At 64.6% G+C, this 22,242-nt stretch carries 19 protein-coding genes and 2 tRNA genes; 13 read left to right on the forward strand and 8 right to left on the reverse strand.

All coding sequences use genetic code 11. From position 1 onward, the window contains the following. Positions 1-5 precede the first annotated feature (5 nt). The 5 genes from ACFWHR_RS07785 to ACFWHR_RS07805 all read right to left on the reverse strand — a co-directional run bounded on the left by ACFWHR_RS07785 (position 6) and on the right by ACFWHR_RS07805 (position 2,533). Positions 6-63, reverse strand: a tRNA-OTHER gene (locus tag ACFWHR_RS07785). A gap of 363 nt (positions 64-426) precedes the next feature. Continuing rightward, complete coding sequence (locus ACFWHR_RS07790) at positions 427-978, reverse strand: hypothetical protein (protein WP_382447698.1); 552 nt, start codon at positions 976-978, stop codon at positions 427-429. Between the two features lie 130 nt (positions 979-1,108). Beyond that, positions 1,109-1,504 (reverse strand): hypothetical protein, encoded by a 396-nt coding sequence (locus ACFWHR_RS07795; RefSeq protein WP_382447699.1) that lies wholly within the window; start codon positions 1,502-1,504, stop codon positions 1,109-1,111. Positions 1,505-1,632: 128 nt separating this feature from the next. Next, positions 1,633-1,714: transfer RNA gene (locus ACFWHR_RS07800), tRNA-Leu, on the reverse strand. A gap of 30 nt (positions 1,715-1,744) precedes the next feature. Continuing rightward, complete coding sequence (locus ACFWHR_RS07805) at positions 1,745-2,533, reverse strand: TIGR00645 family protein (protein WP_382447700.1); 789 nt, start codon at positions 2,531-2,533, stop codon at positions 1,745-1,747. Between the two features lie 289 nt (positions 2,534-2,822). On the opposite strand from ACFWHR_RS07805, the gene ACFWHR_RS07810 reads away from it, so the two are divergent. The 7 genes from ACFWHR_RS07810 (at position 2,823) to ACFWHR_RS07840 (ending at position 10,881) form a co-directional block, all read left to right on the forward strand. Next, on the forward strand, positions 2,823-3,911 hold the full coding sequence (locus ACFWHR_RS07810; protein ID WP_382447701.1) for a TerC family protein: 1,089 nt from the start codon (positions 2,823-2,825) through the stop codon (positions 3,909-3,911). Positions 3,912-4,117: 206 nt separating this feature from the next. Beyond that, the gene (gene leuC, locus ACFWHR_RS07815; protein WP_382447702.1) at positions 4,118-5,656 is read left to right on the forward strand and encodes a 3-isopropylmalate dehydratase large subunit; all 1,539 of its coding nucleotides are present in this window, start codon (positions 4,118-4,120) and stop codon (positions 5,654-5,656) included. 3 nt (positions 5,657-5,659) lie between these two features. Further along, positions 5,660-6,262 carry a 3-isopropylmalate dehydratase small subunit gene (leuD, locus tag ACFWHR_RS07820; RefSeq protein ID WP_382447703.1) on the forward strand — a complete coding sequence of 201 codons (603 nt, stop codon included), beginning with the start codon at positions 5,660-5,662 and terminating at the stop codon, positions 6,260-6,262. Then, positions 6,259-7,755, forward strand: coding sequence for a UDP-N-acetylglucosamine 1-carboxyvinyltransferase (murA, locus tag ACFWHR_RS07825; protein WP_382447704.1), 1,497 nt, complete (start codon positions 6,259-6,261; stop codon positions 7,753-7,755). Before leuD ends, murA begins: the two co-directional genes overlap by 4 nt. An 80-nt stretch (positions 7,756-7,835) precedes the next feature. Next, positions 7,836-8,612: a lysophospholipid acyltransferase family protein gene (locus ACFWHR_RS07830; protein WP_382447705.1), complete on the forward strand. Its 777-nt coding sequence runs from the start codon at positions 7,836-7,838 to the stop codon at positions 8,610-8,612. After that, entirely contained in the window at positions 8,609-9,742 is a 1,134-nt protein-coding gene (locus ACFWHR_RS07835) for an NAD(P)H-dependent glycerol-3-phosphate dehydrogenase (protein WP_382447706.1), read from the forward strand. The genes ACFWHR_RS07830 and ACFWHR_RS07835 overlap by 4 nt, the downstream gene beginning before the upstream one ends. Next, positions 9,739-10,881, forward strand: a complete 1,143-nt coding sequence (locus ACFWHR_RS07840; protein ID WP_382447707.1) for a D-alanine--D-alanine ligase family protein — start codon at positions 9,739-9,741, stop codon at positions 10,879-10,881. The genes ACFWHR_RS07835 and ACFWHR_RS07840 overlap by 4 nt, the downstream gene beginning before the upstream one ends. Positions 10,882-10,884: 3 nt before the next feature. On the opposite strand, the gene ACFWHR_RS07845 is transcribed toward ACFWHR_RS07840, so the two are convergent. After that, a complete protein-coding gene (locus ACFWHR_RS07845; protein WP_382447708.1) occupies positions 10,885-11,379 on the reverse strand; it encodes a DUF3515 family protein in 495 nt (164 codons plus the stop codon). A gap of 85 nt (positions 11,380-11,464) precedes the next feature. Here ACFWHR_RS07845 and thiL point away from each other — a divergent pair, with 85 nt between their 5' ends. Then, the gene (gene thiL / locus ACFWHR_RS07850) at positions 11,465-12,496 is read left to right on the forward strand and encodes a thiamine-phosphate kinase (protein WP_382447709.1); all 1,032 of its coding nucleotides are present in this window, start codon (positions 11,465-11,467) and stop codon (positions 12,494-12,496) included. A gap of 33 nt (positions 12,497-12,529) precedes the next feature. On the opposite strand, the gene ACFWHR_RS07855 is transcribed toward thiL, so the two are convergent. After that, positions 12,530-14,080, reverse strand: a complete 1,551-nt coding sequence (locus ACFWHR_RS07855) for a PucR family transcriptional regulator (RefSeq protein ID WP_382447710.1) — start codon at positions 14,078-14,080, stop codon at positions 12,530-12,532. A gap of 183 nt (positions 14,081-14,263) precedes the next feature. On the opposite strand from ACFWHR_RS07855, the gene gabT reads away from it, so the two are divergent. Both gabT and ACFWHR_RS07865 read left to right on the forward strand, forming a co-directional pair. Then, a complete protein-coding gene (gene gabT / locus ACFWHR_RS07860; RefSeq protein ID WP_382447711.1) occupies positions 14,264-15,601 on the forward strand; it encodes a 4-aminobutyrate--2-oxoglutarate transaminase in 1,338 nt (445 codons plus the stop codon). Positions 15,602-15,642: 41 nt separating this feature from the next. Next, entirely contained in the window at positions 15,643-17,112 is a 1,470-nt protein-coding gene (locus tag ACFWHR_RS07865; RefSeq protein ID WP_382447712.1) for an NAD-dependent succinate-semialdehyde dehydrogenase, read from the forward strand. Positions 17,113-17,209: 97 nt separating this feature from the next. Here ACFWHR_RS07865 and rsmD read toward each other — a convergent pair whose 3' ends face one another. After that, a complete protein-coding gene (rsmD, locus tag ACFWHR_RS07870) occupies positions 17,210-17,803 on the reverse strand; it encodes a 16S rRNA (guanine(966)-N(2))-methyltransferase RsmD (protein ID WP_382447713.1) in 594 nt (197 codons plus the stop codon). Between the two features lie 43 nt (positions 17,804-17,846). Between rsmD and ACFWHR_RS07875 the strand changes: the two genes are divergently transcribed. From ACFWHR_RS07875 to ACFWHR_RS07885, 3 genes are all read left to right on the forward strand, one after another. After that, positions 17,847-20,045: an ATP-dependent DNA helicase RecG gene (locus tag ACFWHR_RS07875; protein WP_382447714.1), complete on the forward strand. Its 2,199-nt coding sequence runs from the start codon at positions 17,847-17,849 to the stop codon at positions 20,043-20,045. A gap of 309 nt (positions 20,046-20,354) precedes the next feature. After that, positions 20,355-21,266 (forward strand): ABC transporter ATP-binding protein, encoded by a 912-nt coding sequence (locus ACFWHR_RS07880; protein ID WP_382447715.1) that lies wholly within the window; start codon positions 20,355-20,357, stop codon positions 21,264-21,266. Positions 21,267-21,326: 60 nt separating this feature from the next. Further along, positions 21,327-22,235 carry an ABC transporter permease subunit gene (locus ACFWHR_RS07885; RefSeq protein WP_382447716.1) on the forward strand — a complete coding sequence of 303 codons (909 nt, stop codon included), beginning with the start codon at positions 21,327-21,329 and terminating at the stop codon, positions 22,233-22,235. The last annotated feature ends 7 nt before the right edge of the window (positions 22,236-22,242 follow it).

Raw genomic sequence — 22,242 nt, forward strand, 5'->3', positions numbered from 1 at the left:
CCTCGCTGGCCTGGCAGGGTTCGAACCTGCGCACCTATCGCTCTTCCCCTGAGCTACAGGCCAATGTTGCGGCGAGAGCTTCGCCGCTATTCAGTTGTCGATATTCAGTTGTCGTGAAACGACAAAACCCCCGGGCGCTGAGCGCTGCGGGGGTTTCTGTGTTTCAAGCTTGGTGAAGTGGTTATATTCCTCCACCATCAATCACATTACCGCATAGCGCGCATTAGTCAAGTCGCCCGTCTCTTGCGGCGTTGCGTCTTCGAGTCCATGCGTTCGAGATCCGGCACATAGAGCCAAACCTCTTGCAGTGGCCGCATGGTCCTGACCTGCTTTTCGGAGATCCATTTCTCGACCGTGCGGCGTGGGCGGTCGAATCTCTCGGGAGCTGAGGCGAGGCGAACCCACAATGCCGTGCCCGTTCTCGTGTCAAGCTGCAAGGGCGACCTCCGTTGCATCTACAGCGACGTCGGCGCCGGCTATCTCTGCTTCGATGAGAAGTGCGTTGACCGAGAACAGATCCTCGGGCATCGAGTACCCGCACTTTGGGCAGTCGACGACAATTGCGTCGCCGGGGAAGCGTGGCGGACGGTACATGAGCGTCAGCTCTGAGCAGCCCGCGCAGCGCATTAGGCGCATTGCGTGCGGCTTGTCTTCGCGCGGCCAACGTCGGTCCGCTTTTGACACCGCCTTGCCCAGTTCAATTGCGAGGTATGAGCCCTTCTGATCGTTGGCAGCTTGCTCGGGTGTGGAGAACCTGTTGAGCTCCTGCAGGTAGCGCGCGATCTCGTCCGCGGCGAGCCACGTTGCCGGCAGGTTGATCGTGGGCGCGGAGGATGAATCGACGCGGACGTCGGTCTCTCCGGCCATGTTGAGGTTGCCCGCTGAGTACAGCCACGTGACGAGAGACGCGGCGGCGGACCACGCCCAGATGAATCGGGACCATTCCCGTTGCTCGAGCCGGCCTATGCCGTCGGCCACGTGCCCGGTGTGATCGAGGTGGAAGGGGGGAGCTTGATGCTGGCGCATTGCGTTGTTCCCGGCCTCGGCCCGGTAGACCCGTGCTCGAGCTATTCAGTTGTGCTGCCGTGAATATTACACGGCGCCTGATCTATATGAAGGAATCGAAGACGCGCAGAACAGGGAAGAATGCGAACAGCGCAGCGAAAACTAACGCGACTGTGGAAAGTTGCTTGCCGACACCATTCTTATTAGCCCGCAGGATCCCGAGAATTCCGAATGTTGCAGCAAGGACGATCGGGACGAGTCCGATCGTGTAGATAGGCCAGGCCGTATTCGTGAAAAAGGCGAGAAGCGCTGACGGTAGAACAAGGATTGCGGCCACAAGCGCGGTTACAGCGAAGCCATTCCCCTGCGGAACGGAAGGTGCCGGCGCTGCAATCTGCCCCCATGCGTACCCATCCCACCATTGCATCTGTCCGAATTGATTCGGATACCAGCCAGCGGGAGGTTGTGCCGTGTGAGGCGCGGGTGAAGGCAGGGTCATGCGATCACTCTAACTACTGACAGGCCTCCGGGTAGTAGCAGTCGGAAAATCTATAAGGTGCAAAATAAGGTGCACCGACAACAAAGGGCAGCAGCCGTATCTGGCTACTGCCCTTTCTTTGTATACCGTGCGCGAGGGGGGACTTGAACCCCCACGTCCGAAGACACTGGAACCTAAATCCAGCGCGTCTGCCAATTCCGCCACTCGCGCGTGGGCCGACTGAGTCGGCCGGGTACCACTTTAGCGGTCGTTGAGTACGACCTCTGCACCCTCGGGGAGTTGCGCGCCGGCTGGCATGCGCACTGTGACGAAACCGTCATCGGCGGTTCCTTCTGCTCGCGATGCTCCGGCGGCGCCGGCCGCCCCGGCGGCAGCTTCTTCACGCAGCCCAGCTTCGATGACGCCGACGCTGAGGCCGCCCTGCTGACCGACCGGGTGGTGCTGGCTCATCCGATCGATCCACGCGAGGGCGATGGCAGAGAGGATGAACGCCAGGTGGATCCCGACCTCCCACATGACGCCATCTGAGGAGTACAGCACCGTGCCATCAGCGTTCAGCACCACCCCGTTGTCCATCCGCCCGACCTCGATGAAGGTCTTGAGCAGGTGAATCGACGAGATCGAGATAATCGACACGGCGAGCTTCACCTTGAGCAGGTTCGTGTTGACGTGCGACAGCCACTCGGGCTCGTCGTGGTGTCCCTCGACGCGAATCTTCGAGACGAACGTTTCGTAGCCGCCGATGATCACCATGATCAGCAAGTTTGCGATCATCACGATGTCGATGAGCGCGAGCACGCTCAGCATCACATCGGTTTCGGTGATGTGCCCCGAGACGATGACATTCTCAACGAGGTGCCAGAGCTCGACGAAGAACAGCACGACGTACACCGCCTGAGCAATGATCAGGCCGAGATAGAGGGGTGCCTGCAGCCATCGGCTCGCGAAAATGAAGCCGGCGAGCGTGCGAGACGCGGGGCCTGGTCCGGTTTTCGTGCTGCGCTCGATCGGGCTGGGTCGCTTGTTCACGTGGTGGGCCTCTCGTACGGTCGAAGTGCACCAAATGCTAGCGTAGGCAGTTTGAGTGTTCGCGAGCAGCGGGATGCACGCGGCCTGAACAGCGTCTACACTGGTGCAAGCGAAAGGGAGTATTCCTGTTCGCCCGTGTCGTCAATACGTGTCGCTCCGCAGCGACGCCGGTGCGGGCGCGGCGCACGTCACACGCAGAGCACCGAGGTGCTGAGCGTGGTCGGGTGCCGGGAAGAGACTTTCGGCCATTTGCGCACCTCCGCGCCTCAGCCGAAGGAAACACACACCGGTGACTTCAGTTCTCCCGCTCTGGTTTGAAATCGGATCGATGGTCGTGCTCGTCGCGATTCTCGTGTTCGATCTGGCCCTCATTATTCGTCGCCCGCACACGCCGTCAATGCGCGAGGCGAGCCTCTGGGTCGGCTTCTACGTCTTGCTCGCACTGATCTTTGCCGGCGCCATATTCATGCTCGGCGACGTGCAGCACGGCACTGAGTTCCTTGCGGGCTGGCTCACGGAGTACAGCCTCTCGATCGATAACCTCTTTGTGTTTGTGCTGATTCTCGCGAGTTTCAAGGTGCCGAATGCCTATCAGCAACGCGCACTCATGATCGGTATCGTGCTCGCGCTGATCTTCCGCGGGATCTTCATTCTGGTCGGCGCCGCGATCATCGAGCGCTTCATTGCCATCTTCTTCGTGTTTGGAGCCTGGCTCATCTACACGGCGTGGCAGCAGATCAAGCCCGGTGGGCACGACGATCAGGGCGAGAGCTGGATCATCCGCCAGGTCAAGAAGGTCATGCCCTTCAGCGAGCACTACGACGGCGGCAAGCTGCGCACGACTGTCGATGGCAAGCGCATGTTCACCCCGTTCCTGCTGGTGCTGATCTCGCTCGGCGTGACTGACCTGCTCTTCGCACTCGACTCGATTCCCGCGATCTTCGGTATCACGCAGAGCCCGTTCATCGTGTTCACGGCGAATGTCTTCGCGCTGATGGGTCTGCGTCAGCTCTACTTCTTGCTCGGCGGTCTGCTCGAGCGTCTCGAATACCTCAAGTACGGCATCGCCGCGATCCTCGCGTTTATCGGCGTCAAGCTGATTCTCCACGCGCTCCACGAAAACGAGCTGCCGTTCATCAACAACGGCGAGCACGTTCCGGTGCCCGAGATCACGACCTGGACCTCGCTCGGCTTCATCGTGGCCGCAATGGCCATTGCCACGATCGCGAGCCTCGTCAAGGCGAACCGAGATGCGAAGGCCCACGGCGAGCGACTGCACCTGGGCGTCGCCGAGCCGCACCCGCAGATCGAGGCGGCAGATCCGCACCGTCCGATCGAACAATCGGGTGAGGATCACGGTCACACCGACCAGCGCTGACTCTGAGGGTGGTGCGATGGTAGACTCTCGCCATGCGTTCGCGGGCTCTGCTTCTTCATAGCCGCGACGGGGTCTAGTCCATCGGCCGCCCGTCGCGGGGTTCTTGCATGGTCGATCCGCCGCGTCAGGCCCCGCGAAATACTTTCGTGCCGCGCGGTGTTGAACAGCACAGTGCTGAGTGCACAGAACCGGGAAGAGAAGCACACATGAGCGAGCAGATTACGTCGGAGGCGGCCGTGCGGCCCCGCACCCTGGCTGAGAAGCTGTGGGAAGACCACGTTGTCGTCAAGGGTGAGAATGGCGAGCCCGATCTCATCTACATCGATCTTCACCTCATCCATGAGGTGACGAGCCCCCAGGCCTTCGACGGGCTGCGCGTCGCGAACCGACCGCTGCGTCGTGTCGATCTGATGATCGCGACGGAAGATCACAACACTCCGACCCTCAACATCACTCGTGAGATCGAAGATCCGACGAGTCGGTTACAGATTGAGACCCTCCGGCAGAACGTCGCAGAATTCGGTGTGCGCGCTCACCCGCTGGGCGATCGCGAGCAGGGCATTGTGCACGTCGTCGGGCCGCAGCTCGGACTCTCGATGCCCGGCATCACCGTGGTCTGTGGCGACAGTCACACTTCCACGCACGGCGCGTTCGGCGCTCTGGCTTTCGGCATCGGTACGAGCGAGGTCGAGCACGTTATGGCGACCCAGACGCTGCCGCTGAAGCCGTTCAAGACCATGGCGATTAACGTCGACGGCGAGCTGCGCCCCGGAGTTACCGCGAAAGACATCATTCTCGCGGTCATCGCGAAGATTGGCACCGGCGGGGGTCAGGGCTACGTGCTCGAGTACCGTGGTTCGGCGATCCGTGCGCTGTCCATGGACGGGCGTATGACCATGTGCAACATGTCGATCGAGGCCGGCGCTCGCGCGGGCATGGTCGCCCCTGACCAGACGACGTTTGACTACGTCGAGGGTCGCCCGCACGCGCCCAAGGGTGCCGACTGGGACGCCGCGGTCGCCTACTGGAAGACGCTGCCCACCGATGAGAGTGCGGTGTTCGATAAAGAGATCTTTATCGATGCGAACGCACTTGAACCGTTTGTCACCTGGGGTACAAATCCGGGTCAGGGCGTGCTCCTCAGCGACACCGTACCGAATCCCGCCGACATCTCAGACCCCAACGAGCGTGCTGCGGCCGAGCGTGCGCTCGAGTACATGGATCTCGAAGCTGGCACCCCGATGAAGCAGATTCCCGTTGACGCGGTATTCATGGGTTCGTGCACGAACAGCCGTCTCGACGATCTGCGCATTTTTGCCGAGCTTATCAAGGGCAAGCAGAAGGCAGAGGGCGTCAGGTTGATGGTCGTTCCCGGCTCCGCGCGCGTGCGCGCTGAGGCCGAAGCCGAGGGGATCGACCGCGTGGTCGAGGCGTTCGGCGGCGAGTGGCGCTTTGCCGGGTGCTCCATGTGCCTCGGCATGAATCCCGACCAGCTCGCGCCCGGTGAGCGTTGCGCGTCGACCTCGAACCGCAACTTCGAGGGCCGCCAGGGCAAGGGCGGGCGCACCCACCTCGTGTCCCCGCTCGTTGCAGCTGCCACGGCAATTCGTGGCACGCTGTCGAGCCCGTGGGATCTCACGGAAGACGCAGCGAACGGCATCACACACGATGCCCCGGCCGGTTCCGAAGCGCCAGTGCGCCGCCGCATTCCCATCATGCCCGTCTCCGAGAAGGCGGGAGCCTGAGCCATGCAGAAGTTCATCACACTCACCGGCATCGCCGCGCCGCTCGAGCGCTCCAACGTTGACACCGATCAGATCATCCCCGCGGTGTTCCTGAAGCGGGTTACGAAGACCGGGTTCGAAGACGCGCTCTTTTACCACTGGCGGCAAGACGAAAACTTCGTGCTCAACCTGCCCGAGTTTCAGGGCGCCGAGATTCTGGTAGCTGGCCCCGATTTCGGCACCGGTTCATCCCGCGAGCACGCCGTCTGGGCGCTTCGCGATTTCGGCTTCAAGGTCGTCATTTCGCCCCGCTTCGCCGACATTTTCCGAGGGAACTCTGGCAAGCAGGGTTTGCTCGCCGCGCAGGTGCCCGAAGACGACGTGAAGCGCATCTGGGCCGCGATTCACGCGCAGCCCGGCGTCTCGCTCGCAGTGAGCCTTGAAGACTGCACGATTACAGTGGGCGATCTCACCATTCCGTTTGAGGTCGACGACTACACCCGTTGGCGCCTCATGGAGGGGCACGACGATATTTCCCTCACGCTCCGCAACGCGGATGCGATTACGACGTTCGAGGCCAACCGCCCGAGCTGGATGCCGACAACGACCCCCGTGGAGGCCGCATGACCGAGAAGCTCGAATCCCAGACCGAGACCGTCAATACCCTCGACGCAGTCGAGAGCCCCGCGCACGGCGCGGGCACCGAGAGCGCTGAGAACGAGACCTCCGCCGAGAGCGCGGCCGCGCAGGCTGAGGGTCTGCGCCAAGACGCGCAGAAGGCTGGCGCGCGCGTTGGATTGACCTCTGACGAGATCATCATCAACGGTGGCCGCCCGCTCAAGGGACGCATCGAGGTGCGCGGCGCGAAGAACCTCGCGACCAAAGCAATGGTGGCGGCCCTGCTCGGCAAGACGCCGAGCGTGCTGCGCAACGTTCCCAACATCTCCGACGTGCGCGTTGTCGCCGGGCTGCTCGCTCTGCACGGTGTGCTGATTACCCGTGGTGAACAGGCCGGCGAGTGGCGTCTCGACCCCTCAAACGTCGAGGTCGCCCACCAGGCAGACATTGACGCGCACGCGGGATCCTCGCGTATTCCGATTCTGTTCTGCGGCCCGCTGCTGCATCGCCTGGGCGAGGCGTTCATCCCTGATTTGGGTGGGTGCCGGATCGGCGATCGTCCGATCGACTTCCACCTCGAGGCCCTCCGCAACTTTGGTGCGGTCATTGAGAAGCTTCCCAGCGGTATTAGCCTGACGGCGCCGAACGGCCTCAAGGGCGCGAACATCGAGCTCCCGTACCCCTCAGTCGGTGCGACCGAGCAGGTGCTGCTCACGGCTGTGCTCGCCGAGGGCCAGACTGAGCTGCGCAACGCGGCGATCGAGCCCGAGATCGTCGACCTCATCTGCATCCTGCAGAAGATGGGCGCGATCATTTCGATGGAGCCGAATCGCGTCATCTTTATCGAGGGCGTCAGCGAACTGCGCGGCTACGACCACCGCGCGATCTTCGATCGCAACGAGGCCGCTAGCTGGGCCGCAGCGGCACTCGCGACCAAGGGCGATGTGTTCGTTGGTGGCGTGCAGCAGGAAGAGATGATGACCTTCCTGAACGTCTTCCGCAAGGTGGGCGGCGACTTCGACGTGCACGACGACGGTATCCGCTTCTGGCACCCGGGCGGCGCGTTGAAGCCGGTCACCATCGAGACCGATGTGCACCCCGGCTTTATGACTGACTGGCAGCAGCCGCTTGTCGTCGCACTCACGCAGGCGGAGGGTCAGTCGACCATTCACGAGACCGTCTACGAGAACCGCTTCGGCTTCACCGACGCACTCGTGCAGATGGGCGCCGACATCGTCGTCTACAAGGATGGGCTGAACGATGCGACCCGTCGTGTGAAGCGTCGCGAATTCGAGCAGGCAGCCGTCATCACGGGACCGACTCCGCTGCACGGTGCGGACATCGAGGTTCCCGATCTGCGCGGTGGCTTCAGCCACCTGATTGCGGCGCTCACAGCCGAGGGTCAGTCAAAGGTCACGAACCTGGGCATTATCTCTCGCGGCTACGAGAATTTCATCGAGAAGTTGCACCTGCTCGGCGCAGATTTCGTCTACGAAAGCTAAACACGGCAAGTCTTCTGCGAATGCGGCGGTTACCCGGGGCGTATGCCCCTGGGTAGCCGCCGCTTCGAGATAATGGACCTATGACTGACACCGTGAAGTTCCGGAGCCGGCTGTCGCCGGAGAAGCGTCGCCCCTCGGCGTTCTGGGTACTTGCTTCAATGATTCTTCCGTTCTGGTCGCTCATGGTGCGTTACCGATTCACGCCCCAGTCGAAGCTCCCTGAGCGCGGCCCGTTCATCCTTGCCCCGAACCACTACAGCGAGGTCGACCCGATTGCAATCGGCGCTGCGGTATGGCACCTTGGCCGCTTGCCGCGGTTCATGGCGAAGGCCAGCCTGTTCAAGGTTCCCGTGCTCGGTTGGCTGATGCGCGCTTCGGGGCAGGTACCGGTGCAGCGTGACGGCGTTGCGCGCTCGGCCGGGCGCAATGGCAATCCGATGAGCGCTGCGTCACAGATTATCGAGCGGCAAGACGGCCTCATCGTGTACCCCGAGGGCACACTCACACGCGATCCTGATCTGTGGCCCATGCGCGGTAAGAGTGGTGCCGTGCGCCTGGCGCTCGAATCGGGTATTCCCCTCATTCCCGTCGCACACTGGGGCGCGCACCGGCTGATGCCGCGTTACGCCAAGCGTCTGCACCCGTTCCCGCGTAAGACAATCGAAGTGTCAATTGGCGAACCGCTCGACCTCAGCCGCTACGAGGGGAAGCCCCTCGACCAACGAGTCATCAACGACGCGACGCGCGATCTCATGGACGCAATTACCGCGCTCCTCGCAGATCTGCGCGGCGAGACGCCCCCGGCCGAGCGCTGGGATCCGAGTAAGCATCACCAGAGCGAAACGGGGCGCTTTTGAGCAACCGATCAGGCGCGACCATAACGGGTAAGGCCAACAGCAGTGTCGAGCGCAATAGTGGCCGCAAAGTCGCCGTTATCGGTGCAGGCAGCTGGGGAACGACGTTCGCCAAAGTACTCGCCGACGCCGGCTGCGATGTCACGATGTGGGCGCGCCGGCCCGAGGTCGCGAATGAGATCCAGGTCGCGCGCCGCAACAGCCAGTACCTTCCCGGAATTAACCTGCCGAAGTCGCTGCATGCGACCGATGACCTTGCGGTCGCGCTGCGAGGCGCACGCTTGGTCTTCCTCGCAGTACCGAGCCAGACGCTGCGCCAGAATCTGATCGACCTCGAGCCGTATCTGGAGCGCACCTCTGTGCTCGTCAGCCTCGTCAAGGGCATCGAAAAGACGACCACCATGCGCATGTCCGAGGTGATTGCCGACACGCTTGACCTGGGGCCCGAGCGCATCGCGGTGGTCTCCGGACCGAATATCGCGCTCGAGATCGCGAAGGAGCAGCCAACGGGTGCCGTTGCATCGTGCACCGATCTCGGGGTTGCTCAAGAGGTCGCGACCGCCGCGAGCGCGCCCTACTTCCGCACTTACGTGAACACGGACGTGGTCGGCACCGAACTCGGCGGCGTACTGAAGAACCTCATCGCGCTCGCGATCGGCATTGTCGACGGCGTCGGTTACGGCGAGAACACGAAGGCTGCGATTATCACGCGCGGGCTCGCCGAGATGACCGAGTTCTCGATCGCTTCTGGCGCCGATCCCGTGACGCTTTCAGGTCTTGCGGGTCTTGGCGATCTGATCGCCACCTGCCAATCGCCGCTATCGCGCAACAACACTGCGGGCCGATTGATCGGCCAGGGGTATACGCAAGAGGAGACGCGCGAGCAGATGCAGCAGGTCGCTGAGGGCATCACCTCGGTGCCACCGGTGCTTGAACTGGCTCGCGAGCGGGGCATCGTGATGCCAATTGTTGAGCAGGTGCAGATGGTGCTGAGCGGCAGCATGCTGCCGAAAAACCTCGGACCCCACCTCGCGACTGAAGACGGCGTGCCGCAGGCCGAACTCAGTGTCGTCGCGCCCCAGCCGGGCCGTCTGAAGCGATTCTTCGGCCGAATGAGGGGGACTGGCGCATGACTGAGATTGATAACGCGGTGCCGAGTGCTGATAGCGCGGTGAAGCGCACGGTCGTGCTCCTGTTTGGTGGACGTTCGAGCGAGCACGGCATCAGCTGCGTGACGGCGGCCGGGGTGCTTCGCGCGATCGACCGCAGCAAGTTCCAGGTGATCCCGGTCGGCATTACCAAGCGCGGTGCGACGGTCCTGATGCGGGAGGAAGATCTCGACGCGTACCGGCTTGACGCCGCCGTGCTTCCCGAGGTGCACGACAATGGCACGCGGGTGCTGTGGCCGGCCTCCACCGATACGCGAACACTCACGGCCATTAATCAGGCCGGCGAACTGCGGAATCTCGGGCACGCGGATGCCGTATTGCCCATGCTGCACGGCCCGTACGGGGAGGACGGCACGGTGCAGGGCATGCTCGAACTCGTCGATATGCCGTACGTCGGTAGCGGAGTGCTCGGTTCAGCGCTGTGCATGGACAAGCACGCGGTGAAGACTGTGCTGGCAGACGCCGGCATCGCGGTCGCGCCGTGGAACACCGTCACCCGATCGCAGGTCGAGCACGACGCGAGCATCGTCGCGCGCCTCGATGACGGGCTCACATATCCGCTCTTCGTGAAGCCGGCGCGCGCTGGCTCGAGCATGGGCGTCACGAAGGTGACGAACGCCGCGGAACTCCCTGCGGCGCTTGAAATTGCCTTCGCTGAGGATCGCACGGTGCTCGTCGAATCCGGTGTTGTCGGCCGCGAAGTCGAAATCGCGGTGCTTGAGGGGCGCGGAGATTCGCGTGCGCGCACGAGCTCCGTGATCGGTGAGATCGTGGTGACGGGCGACGGATTCTACGATTTTGAGTCGAAGTATCTGGGCGGAACGGGCGTGAGACTCGAGCTGCCGGCCGACGTCAGTGACGAAGAATACGCGGCGCTGGAGCGCGACGCGGTGCTCGCGTTCGAGATCGCGCAGTGTGCGGGGCTCGCTCGAGTCGATTTCTTCCTCACCGAGTCTGGTCCCGTGCTGAACGAGATCAACACGTTGCCAGGTTTCACGCCAATCTCGATGTACCCCAGACTCTGGGAGGAGTCGGGACTGAGCTACACCGAGCTCATCACCGAGCTCATTGAACTCGCGATCGAGCGTCGGCCCGCGTACTGAAAATTACTGCTTGGCGCCGGGCACATCAAACGTGTCTGAGAGCGTCGTGCACTTCCGCTCCTGCGGCAGCTGCTGCACGACGGCATTGAGATCGACCGTTGTCTCCGTCCCGCTGACCTGCTCGGAATCGACGTAGACCGCGATTCCGGGAGTGCGGCCATAGGGCTCAAACCGGTAGATCGGCGCCGCTGAGTCGTCGATCACCCAGTCCACGCCGTTGACGTTGACGCACGTGTCAGTCGTCGGCCCACTCGGTTCGAGACCGCAGATGAGCTGCACCGCCCCGTCGCCCCAGGCGCCGGTCGACTGCGCGTTCGTGCTGCGGCGCTCCTCGCCAGCAACCACGTCGGGCAGGCGCACAATCACGTTCGCGCAGGCCGGATTATTCGCGTCGTCAGCGGCCTGCATCGGTACGGTCGGTGCGCACGCGGTCAGGAGCGACGCGGTCCCTGCGAGTGCGGCCGAAAGAGCGATGATCTTCAGGGCACGAAACTTCACCCTGCCAGCCTAGTCGGCGGGAGCTGGTCGTCGGCCGCGTGCGTTGAGCGGAGCATGATGAGGTCGGCGGCGGTAGCGTTGAGACGTGAAACAGCGCGAAGATCACGTTACGACGGTCGGCGAGCTCGGCGAAAGCGGTGTGCTCGCGAGGGTGCTCGCGCAGCTTTCTGACTCCGACGCTGCGATTGTGGGCCCGGGCGACGACTGCGCGGTGCTGCGCACAGTCGGCGACGTGGTCGTGACGACCGACACGATGATCGAGGGCCCAGACTTTCGGCTCGCGTGGCACGACGGATTTGAGCTCGGCTGGAAGCTCGCCGCGACGAACCTTTCGGACGTCGCGGCGATGGGCGCGCGCCCAACCGCCCTCACCGTGGCCCTCGCGGTTCCTCGTGAGACACCGGTGTCGCTGCTGGAACGCATCGCGGAGGGCCTCGACGCCGCTTGTCGAGCGCTCGCTCCCGGCTGCGGGGTTGTGGGCGGCGACCTCGGGCGTGCGCCCGTGATCGTCGCGTCGGTGACTGCGGTCGGAGACTTGGAGGGGCGCGCCGCGGTGCTGCGCTCGGGCGCGACGCCAGGCGACATCGTGGCATACGCGGGGGAGCTGGGACTCGCGGGGCTCGGTCTGTCGGTGCTGTTTGCGGAGGCGGCCGATGGTGACGGCCTCGCTCACTCACGGTCGCTGCCCGAGCTCTGGCGCACGCACCCGGAGGCGATCGCGGCGCAGCTTGCCCCGGCGCCGCCTATCCCGCTCGGGGTGGCAGCTGCCGAGGCCGGCGCGACCGCGATGATGGACGTGTCTGATTCGCTGTCGATCGACGCCGGACGCATGGCGGTAGCGAGCGACGCGCGCATCGCGTTCGACGCTGAACGCTTGCGGCTGGCGTTCGGAGTGCAGAGCGACGTCGAGGTGCCGGTCGATGCGATGCTCTACGGCGGTGAAGACCACGGTTTGCTCGCGACGTTCCCAGCGGAGGCGATACTCCCCACCGGTTTCCGGGTCATCGGGGAAGTCGTCTCAGCGCAAGCTCCCGACGAGCGGATCACCCTCGATAGCGCGCCCCTCACGGCACGCGGATGGGACCCGTACACCGTCCAATACCCGGGTGCCGCGTAGGCGCGCACGGCGGTAATCGCGAAGCTGCGCGAATTAGCGGAGCAGCCTCAGCGCCGCCCAGAGCTCGGCGCGGACATCGGGGGAGTCGAGGTCTGACTGAAGTAACTGCGCCGCCGTCTGCACTCGCGCCTTCACAGTGTGGCGGTGCACGTCGAGTTCAAGCGCCGCAGCGCTTGTCTGTCCGTGGTGCGATAACCACACGCGGAGGGCTTCCTCAATGCGGTCGCTGTGGCGCTCGTCGTGGTGCCTCACCGGTGCCAGCAGGAGTGATGCGCGCCGCTTCGCCTCCGGCTGCGCGTCGAGCAGGTGCAACACCCCCTCGTGCAGCGACGGAAGATAGTCGACGGGCGCTTTAGCCCCACTCGCGACCGCGCGGCTGAACGCAAGCTCGGCTTCGACGAGTGCTTCGCCCATCCGCGCGAGGTCACCGCGATCGGACACGCCAGCGGCGAGATGGTGTGCAGAGAACAGGCGCCGGATCGCCGGGAGATGACGCGCCTCAGCGATCATGAGCGGCTCCGCGTTCGCGGTGGCGGTAAAGAGCCCCGGGGTGCCGGCGTCGAGCGACTGCAGATCTTCAGCGAAGGTCGGGTCGAGGTGATCCGGAACCGCGTAGCGCACCACCACAGCGGGGCCCTGCGGAAAACGCGCGAGCACCCCGGTAGACAGCCGCTCGGCGAGCGCGACGTGCTTCGCTAGCAGCAATTCGACGATTGCGTCTCGCAGCACCGACTGTGCAGAACGGATGCCGCTGCGATGCTCCAACTGCACCGTCGCGAGTGCGGCGATGAGACCGTGGAGGCCGCGCTCCGCAGAATCAGGCACGCCGCGCTCCTCAACCGCGAGCACGCCAAGCACGTGTCCCTGACGTCCGAGTGCCTGCAACTGCATGCCGGTTCCCGACTCAGTTTCAATGCGCGCGGCGCTCACCCCGCGGTCGATGATGCGTCGAGACTCGCGGCGCACCCAGTCAGCGGGCAACTCGGGCCGGGCACTCTGCGGGGCGAACTCGACGATGCGCCCAAATCGATCGGTGATGCAGACCCACCTGCCGAGTCGAGTCGCGGCCTCACGCACTGCTGCACCGAGCCCGTCGCGATGCAGCGAGGCATTGGCTACGGCGCGCTGCGATTCGAGGGACCAGACATCGCGATCCCGCGTCTTCGCTTCGAGCAGCCGTGCAGCCGTCTGGACGATTTCAATGAATGCGGTGTCGTAGGGCACGCGGATGAGTGGGAGGTCGAGCCGGTCACAAGCCGAGACCACGAGCGCCGGAACGCGCTCCCAGTGCAGCCCGACGGCCACGCCGAGTGCCGTCACCCCCGCATCGACGAGGCGCCGCACATAGTCGCTGGCGTCGCCTGCGGTGCGCATGACGCCAAATCTGGCTCCGGTCGTCAGCAGCACCGTGCGAGGCGTGAGAAACGGTGTGGGGTCCTCGAGCTCGCTGACGTGCACCCACTGCACCAACCGGGTGGCAGCAGCTTGGCTTGCCCCGGCGATCAGGGCGAGTTCGAGTTGATACTGGTGCAGCAGTTCGCCGAGTTCAATGGTCGGCGTGTGCGCGGCTGTTGCGTCGACCATTGGATACTCCATTCGTGTTGACTCTGCGCCGCACCTCGCGTGCCAATGTGGTGAAACTTACCCTACTCAAACACCATCATGGCAGAATGTGAAATGTTTCACAGGGCGTATGCTGATCCGGAATCACACTGAGCCCGCGGTTCTGCAGCGGGCCCCCTTCGAGACTCATAAGGAGAATCAGTCATGGCCGAAGTTACCGGCGGTCCCTCGCTTCCTCAGGAGCGCAAGCTTGTCACCAGCATCCCTGGTCCGAAGTCGCAGGAGCTGCTCGCTCGCAAGAACTCGGCCGTTGCTGCGGGTGTGGGCGTTGCCCTTCCCGTTTCGATCGTCGCGGCAGGCGGCGGCGTCATGGTTGACGCCGATGGCAACTCGCTCATCGACCTGGGTTCCGGCATCGCCGTGACCGGTGTCGGCAATGCCGCTCCTGCGGTCGTTGAGGCCGTCATCAACCAGGTGCAGCAGTTCACGCACACCTGCTTCACCGTCACCCCCTACGAGGGCTACGTGGCCGTCGCCGAGAAGCTCAACGAGCTCATCCCGGGCGACCACGAGAAGCGCTCGGCGCTGTTCAACTCGGGTGCAGAGGCGGTTGAGAATGCGATCAAGATCGCTCGTCACTTCACGAAGAAGAACGCCGTCGTCGTGTTCGATCACGCGTACCACGGCCGCACGAACCTGACCATGGGTATGACCGCGAAGAACATTCCCTACAAGGATGGCTTTGGCCCGTTCGCCCCCGAGGTCTACCGCGTTCCCACCTCGTACCCGTTCCGCGACGGCCTCTCGGGTGCCGACGCCGCTTCGGTCGCGCTGAGCCAGATCGAGAAGCAGGTCGGCGCCGGTAACCTCGCGGCGATCATCATCGAGCCCATTCAGGGCGAGGGCGGCTTCATCGCTCCCGCCGAGGGATTCCTCCCGGCGATTCAGGAGTGGGCAACGGCAAACAACGTCGTCTTCATCCTTGACGAGGTGCAGACCGGCTTCGCGCGCACGGGCGACCTGTTCGCAGCGAACCACGAGGGCGTCGTGGCCGACCTGGTCACCACCGCTAAGGGCATCGCGGGCGGCCTGCCGCTGTCGGCGGTCACCGGCCGCGCCGAGATCATGGACTCGGCACACGCCGGCGGACTGGGCGGCACCTACGCGGGCAGCCCGATCGCGTGTGCTGCGGCACTCGCGACGATCGACACCTACGAGCGCGAGAACCTCACGGAGCGTGCCCGCGAAATCGGCGCGATCATCGACGAGTTCTTCGGCGAGCTGCAGAAGTCGGACGATCGCATTGGCGATATCCGCGGCCGCGGCGCGATGAAGGCGATCGAGCTCGTCGAGTCGGGTTCGAAGAAGCCCGCCGCAGCGCTCACCGGCGCAATCGCGAAGGCTGCGGGGGAGCAGGGCGTCGTCGTGCTCACCTGCGGTACCTTCGGTAACGTCATCCGCTTCCTGCCGCCGCTCTCGATCTCCGATGAGCTGCTGCGCGAGGGCCTCCAGGTCGTCGCTGAAGCGCTTGCCGCCAACTGATCTCCGCTTCCTATTCTGAAGATTCTGAAAGGACACCGCACATGGCTGTGAAGCCCAATGAGCAGGATCTGCTCGACCGCGTCTCCTCTGGCCTCGGCATCGGCGGCTCCTGGGAGCCCTCGACGTCGGGTGCGACGCTCGACGTGCACGACCCCGCGACCGGCGAGGTTATCAAGACGATTGCCGACGCGACCGTTGAAGACGCCGTGCGCGCCCTCGACGCCGCGGTTGCCGCGCAGGAAAAGTGGGCGGCGACGTCTAGCCGCGAGCGCTCCAATATCTTGCGCCGTACGTTCGACCTGCTCATGGAGCGCAAGGAAGAATTCGCGCTCCTCATGAGCATGGAGATGGGTAAGCCCATCGCCGAGGCTCGTGGCGAGGTCAATTACGGTGGCGAGTTCCTGCGCTGGTTCTCGGAAGAGGCCGTGCGGGTTCCGGGCGACTACCGCCAGAACCCAGAGGGCACCGGCACGATGATTGTTTCGCAGATGCCCGTTGGCCCCTGCTACTTCATCACGCCCTGGAACTTCCCGCTCGCAATGGCGACCCGTAAGATCGCTCCCGCGCTCGCTGCGGGCTGCACCGTCGTCATTAAGCCGGCAGCGCTCACGCCGCTCACCACGATCTTCTTCGCGCAGCTGCTCGAAGAAGCCGGCCTCCCCGCCGGTGTCGTGAACGTCGTCGCAACGTCGAAGTCGAGCGCGCAGTCGAGCGCGCTGCTCTCCGACCCGCGTCTGCGCAAGCTGTCGTTCACCGGCTCGACGCCGGTCGGCGTGACGCTACTCAAGGCCGCTGCCGAGAACGTGCTTCGCACCTCGATGGAACTCGGCGGCAACGCCCCGTTCGTCGTGTTCGAAGATGCAGATCTCGACAAGGCAGTAGAGGGCGCGCTGCTCGCAAAGTTCCGCAACATCGGCCAGGCGTGCACCGCGGCAAACCGTATCATCGTGCACGAGTCGGTTGCCGACGAGTTCGCTCGTCGCGTGGGCGAGAAGGTCGCTGCGATGACCATCGGCCGTGGCGCTGACGAGGGTAATGACATCGGCGCGCTCGTCGAGGAGAAGGCCGTGACCAACACGGCTCGCCTTGTTGCCGACGCCGTCGAGACCGGTGGCACGATCGTCACAGGTGGCGAAGCGATCGACGGCCCGGGCAACTTCTTCCAGCCGACCGTCATTGATCACCTCAGCCCGCAGGCTGCAATCATGCGCGAGGAAATCTTCGGACCGGTGCTCGGCATCATCCGCTTCTCCACCGAAGATGAAGCCGTCGAGATCGCCAACAACACCGAGTACGGTCTGGTCAGCTACGTGTTCACCGAGAACATCGGTCGTGGACACCGCATGATCGAGAAGCTCGAGACCGGCATGATGGGCCTGAACACCGGCCTCGTGTCGAACGCGGCGGCTCCGTTCGGCGGCGTCAAGCAGTCGGGCATCGGCCGCGAGGGCGGCTTCGAGGGAATCCACGAGTTCCTGTCGTCGAAGTACACCCTGCTGCCGCGCTCCTAAACACGGCGGTATATAGAACGGGCCCGGGATCGCATGATCTCGGGCCCGTTCTGGTGTTTCGGCGGGTGCGGCTGACTACTGGGCTGCGTCGGCGGGTTCAGCCCACCTCGGGTTCAGCCCACCACAGAGCGGTTTCGCCGTAGCGTTTCTCGCGTATCAGGGTGATACCGGCGGGCCACGCGGGCTGCGGAGTGCGCGTGCTGCGCTCGACGAGCACAGCCGATCCGGGTGCCAGCAGCGGAACCACGGCCGCGAGATTCTCAGCGATCTCTGCTTCCGTGAGATCGTAAGGCGGATCGAGCATCACGACGTCCCAGGTCGGCGGCGTAGGCCGTTCGGCCATTGCCGTGAGAAAGGTCTGCACCGATTGGCGCACGACGTCGATCGTTGGCGTCGCGTCGGGGGTGCGCGCGAACGCGGTCAGTACGGTCCGAGCGTTGCGCTTTGCCGTTTCGGCCGCCTGCGGGTGTTTTTCGACGAGCGTGACCTCGGTGGCCCCGCGGCTCGCCGCTTCGAGGCCGAGCGCACCCGAACCGGCATAGAGATCGAGCACGCGCGTGCGTTCGACGAGGTCCCACGATCCGAGCGTCGAGAAAATCGCCTCGCGCACGCGGTCGCTCGTGGGCCGCGTGCCTGATTTGGGCACCTCGAGCCTGAGGGATCCGGCAGCACCAGAGATGATTCTCGTCACCGTTCGAGCGTAGCGTGTCTGCCGTCGGCGATACGCTGGGTGTATGACCCGCGTGACTCTCGATACGCCCCTCGTGGGTGTGGTCGGTGACCGCACCGCGAAACCACTCGAGCGCGCGTTCGACATGCACACGGTGGGTGATCTGCTCTATCACTTTCCCCGCCGGTACTCGCGGCGCGGCGAGCTCACGCCGCTCAACGGCCTGCCGGTGGGCGAGCAGATTGCGGTGGTCGCGCAGGTGCTCGACGTTCGCGAACGTCAGATGCAGCGTCGCAATGGCAAGCTTCTCGAGGTGCGCATCACCGACGGCACGGGCACACTCACGCTGACGTTCTTCAACCAGGCGTGGCGGGGTCGAGAGCTGCTGCCGGGCAAGCGCGGACTCTTCGCGGGCAAGGTCAGCGAGTACCGCAGTCAGCTGCAGCTGCAGCACCCCGAGTACGAGCTGTTTGACAATCGCGATGACGCCCCAGGCGGTGACCAGCTCGACGAGGCGGCGGCGAAAGCCTGGTCGGAGACCCCCGTTCCGATCTACCCGGCGACAGCGCAGATGCCAACCTGGACGCTGCAGCGCGCCGTCGAGCTCGCTCTCGACGCGCTCGGGGCGGTAGATGATCCGCTGCCGAGCGATATCCGCGAGGCAGAGGGAGTCGTGCCGCTCGGCCGCGCGCTCGAACATATTCACCGGCCACAGCACGACGCCGACTGGCGTGCAGCGCGGGAGAGTTTTCGGTTCCGCGAGGCATTTGAGTTGCAGCTCGCGCTGCTCGATCGGCGGCGGCGCGCAGGGCTCGAAGCGAGCACGCCTCGACCGGCAGCGACGCAGGGTGGGCCGCTCGCGCGATTCGACGCAGCGCTGCCCTTTGAACTCACCGGCGACCAGCGGCTCGCTGGCGCGACGATCGCCGCTGAACTGGCTGAGCCGCACCCCATGCACCGATTACTGCAGGGCGAGGTCGGCTCGGGTAAGACCCTCGTCGCGCTGCGCGCGATGCTGCAGGTCGCCGACGGTGACGGTCAGAGCGCGCTCTTGGCTCCAACCGAGGTGCTCGCTGCGCAGCACTATCGCTCGATCGTCGACTCGCTAGGACCGGAGCTCACCGAAGAGCTGCGCCCTGTGTTGCTCACCGGGCGCATGCCCGCGGCCGAACGCAAGCGGGTGCTGCTGTCGCTTGTCTCGGGGGCGTCGCGCATCGCGATCGGCACGCACGCACTGCTCAGTGAGGGCGTGACATTCCTCGACCTGGGACTCATCGTGGTTGATGAGCAGCACCGATTCGGAGTCGAACAGCGCGAGGCGCTGCGTCAGAAAGGTACACAGCCGCACGTACTCGCGATGACCGCGACTCCGATTCCACGCACGGTCGCGCTGACCGCGTTCGGTGACCTCGAGGTCACCACCATTCGCGAGTTGCCGCCCGGGCGTCAGGGCATTGAGACATTCACGGTGCCGGAGCTTGAGATGCCGAACCGGGCCGCCCGCGTGTGGGCGAGGTCGGGCGAAGATCTCGCCGCGGGGCGACAGATTTACGTTGTGTGCCCAGCGATTGCACCCGGAGAGGTCGAAGACGGTCAAGCTGAGGCCGCGCCAGAGGTCGCTGCCGAGCAGGCAGGCGGGGACACACGGCGGCTCGCAAACGTGGAAGAAACGGTGGGGGAGCTGCGTCGGCACCCCGCGTTCCAGGGTGTGGTGATTGAGGGGCTGCATGGCGGCATGCCCTCCGATGAGAAAGACCGCGTGATGCGCGGGTTTGCAAACCGCGAAATCGGTGTACTCGTCGCGACGACCGTCATCGAGGTCGGCGTCAACGTGCCGAACGCGTCGATCATGATCGTGCGCGACGCCGACAGGTTTGGCATCTCACAGCTGCACCAGTTGCGCGGGCGTGTCGGGCGTGGCGAGCACGCGGGCCTCTGCCTGCTGATGACGACCGCGGAGGCCGGCACGATTGCGCGTGAGCGAATCGAGGCGGTTGCCGCGACGTCCGACGGGTTCGCGCTCGCGGAGGTCGACCTCGAACTCCGTCGCGAGGGCGACATCCTCGGCACCGCTCAGTCGGGTGGGCGTTCAACCCTGCGCCTGCTTCGCGTGGCTGAACACGGGCCGCTCATCGCGCACGCACGCGAGGTCGCGGGCGCGCTGCTCGACAGTGACCCCGAGCTGCAGGGCTCACCTGGCCTCGCAGCGCTGATCGCGCGCGAGCACGAGGCAGGCCTCCTAGACAACCTGGCCAAGTCCTAGCCTGAGCCTGGGCCCCTGGGCCTGGGCCCCTTGAGCCCCCTGGGCCTGAGCCCCTTGAGCCCTCGCGGGTGAGCAATATTTGTCGCAAATCGCTCTGCGATCGACAAATATTGCTCACCCGCGAGGGTGCAGGGGTGCAGGGGTGCAGGGGTGCAGGGGTGCAGGGGTGCAGGGGTATAAGCAGGGCAGGGGCAGCACCCGGTACTCGGGTACCACCTGGGTTGGCACTCGCGAGGGATGCGCCTGCCGATACGCGCGCCTAACTTGGAATTATCGCCAGAACCCGGCGGCAGCAGAAACGGAGTCATCATGATCGAAGCGCGCGGATTGACCAAGCAGTACGGCACCAAGACTGCCGTCGACGATGTCAGCTTCAGCATCAAGCCCGGGCAGGTCACCGGATTCCTCGGCCCGAACGGCGCGGGCAAATCCACGAGCATGCGGCTCATGGTCGGCCTCGACCGACCGACCGCTGGCACCGTTACGGTAAACGGGGCGCGCTACTCCGACGCCGCGGCGCCTCTTGCTGAGGTTGGTGCCTTGCTCGACGCGAAGGGTGTTCACCCGGGCCGCAGCGCACGCAGCCACCTTCGAGCGCTCGCGGCGACCCATGGCATTTCAGATCACCGGGTGTCTGAGGTGCTCGACCAGACCGGGCTGGCGGCGGTTGCCAATCGCCGCGTCGGCGGGTTCTCGCTCGGGATGGGGCAGCGGCTCGGGATCGCCGCCGCGCTGCTCGGTGACCCGAAGATCCTGATCCTCGACGAGCCGGTCAACGGGCTCGATCCCGACGGCGTGCTGTGGGTGCGCCAGCTGCTGCGTCACCTTGCCTCAGAGGGGCGCACCGTGTTGCTTTCGAGCCACCTCATGAGCGAGATGGCTCAGACGGCAGACCACGTCATCGTGCTTGGCCGCGGCCGGGTTGTCGCCGACGCTCCCATCGCCGAGTTCATCGGTGGTGTGGGCAGCGCGAGCGTTGTCGTTCGCAGCCCACAGGCTGCGAAACTCGCGTCGCTGCTCATGGGCGCTGAGCGCGTCGACGCGGCACTCGAGCCGCTCGGCGACGAGGGGTTCACTGCGCGTGGGTTTACGGCGGCCGAGATTGGTGGGGTCGCTTCGCAGCACAGCATCGAGCTCCACGAGTTGAGCCCGCAGGCCGGCAGCCTCGAAGACGCTTACCTCGAACTCACCCGCGGCGAGGTCGAGTACGCGGCGTCGTAACGGCGAACCGCACCGGCCCCACGACACCCCAGATTTCATCGACGAAGAATCGAGACGCACATGACCTCCTCCATCGTGATTGACGCCAACGCGGCGGCAACACCGGCAACAGATCCCGGCAAGACCACTTCCCAACGCCGCGCGGGCTATCGCGAACCGGTGCGCGGCGTGTCCTTTGCGGGCATCCTACGGTCCGAACGAATCAAGCTCAGCTCCCTCCGAAGCATCAAACTCACGCTCCTCATCACCGTCGTGCTGGGCATTGGTCTGAGTACCGGGGTAGCCCTGCTGTTCAGCAACGAACTGCGCTCGGGCGAAACAGACATTCTCGGCTCTGGTGCCGTTGCATTGCAGGCGTACCTGCTCATGATTGCGACTTTCGCGGGTCCATTCCTGGCGCTGATCTTCGGTGTGCTTGGGGTACTCGCGATTTCAAGCGAGTACTCAAGCGGCATGATCCTATCGACGCTGACGGCCGTGCCAAAGCGCACTCCGGTCTTCATCGGTAAAGCCATTGTGCTCGCCGTGGTGTCGGCGCTCACGGCGCTCGTACTGGTCGTCGGCGGGCTCGCCGCGGCTATCATTTGTTATCCCGAGAGTGCCGCCCAACTCGGCTCGAGCGTCGTAGTTTCTGGCGTACTCGGCACGGTCGTCTACCTCGTCCTGATCTCGCTGTTCGCGTTTGGTGTCGCAGCACTGCTGCGATCGACGGCCGGCGGCATCGCGGTTCTCGCCGGCGTAACGTTCGTCCTGCCGATCGCGTTCCAGATGCTCACCATGACCGGCTGGTCATGGGTGTCAACGGTGAGTGAGTATCTGCCGTCGCAGCTCGGATTTGTGCTCTCGCAGGGCGTCGTTGACGTGTCGAGTGGCCCGAGCTTCGCGGTAGCGCTGGCCGCCATGATTGGGTGGGTCGCGGTCGTTGTCGTACCCGCCACCATCGCGTTCAAGCGTCGGGACGCGCGCTGATCCCGAC

It is taken from the genome of Leucobacter sp. NPDC058333 (assembly GCF_042726155.1).
Taxonomy (GTDB): Bacteria; Actinomycetota; Actinomycetes; order Actinomycetales; family Microbacteriaceae; genus Leucobacter.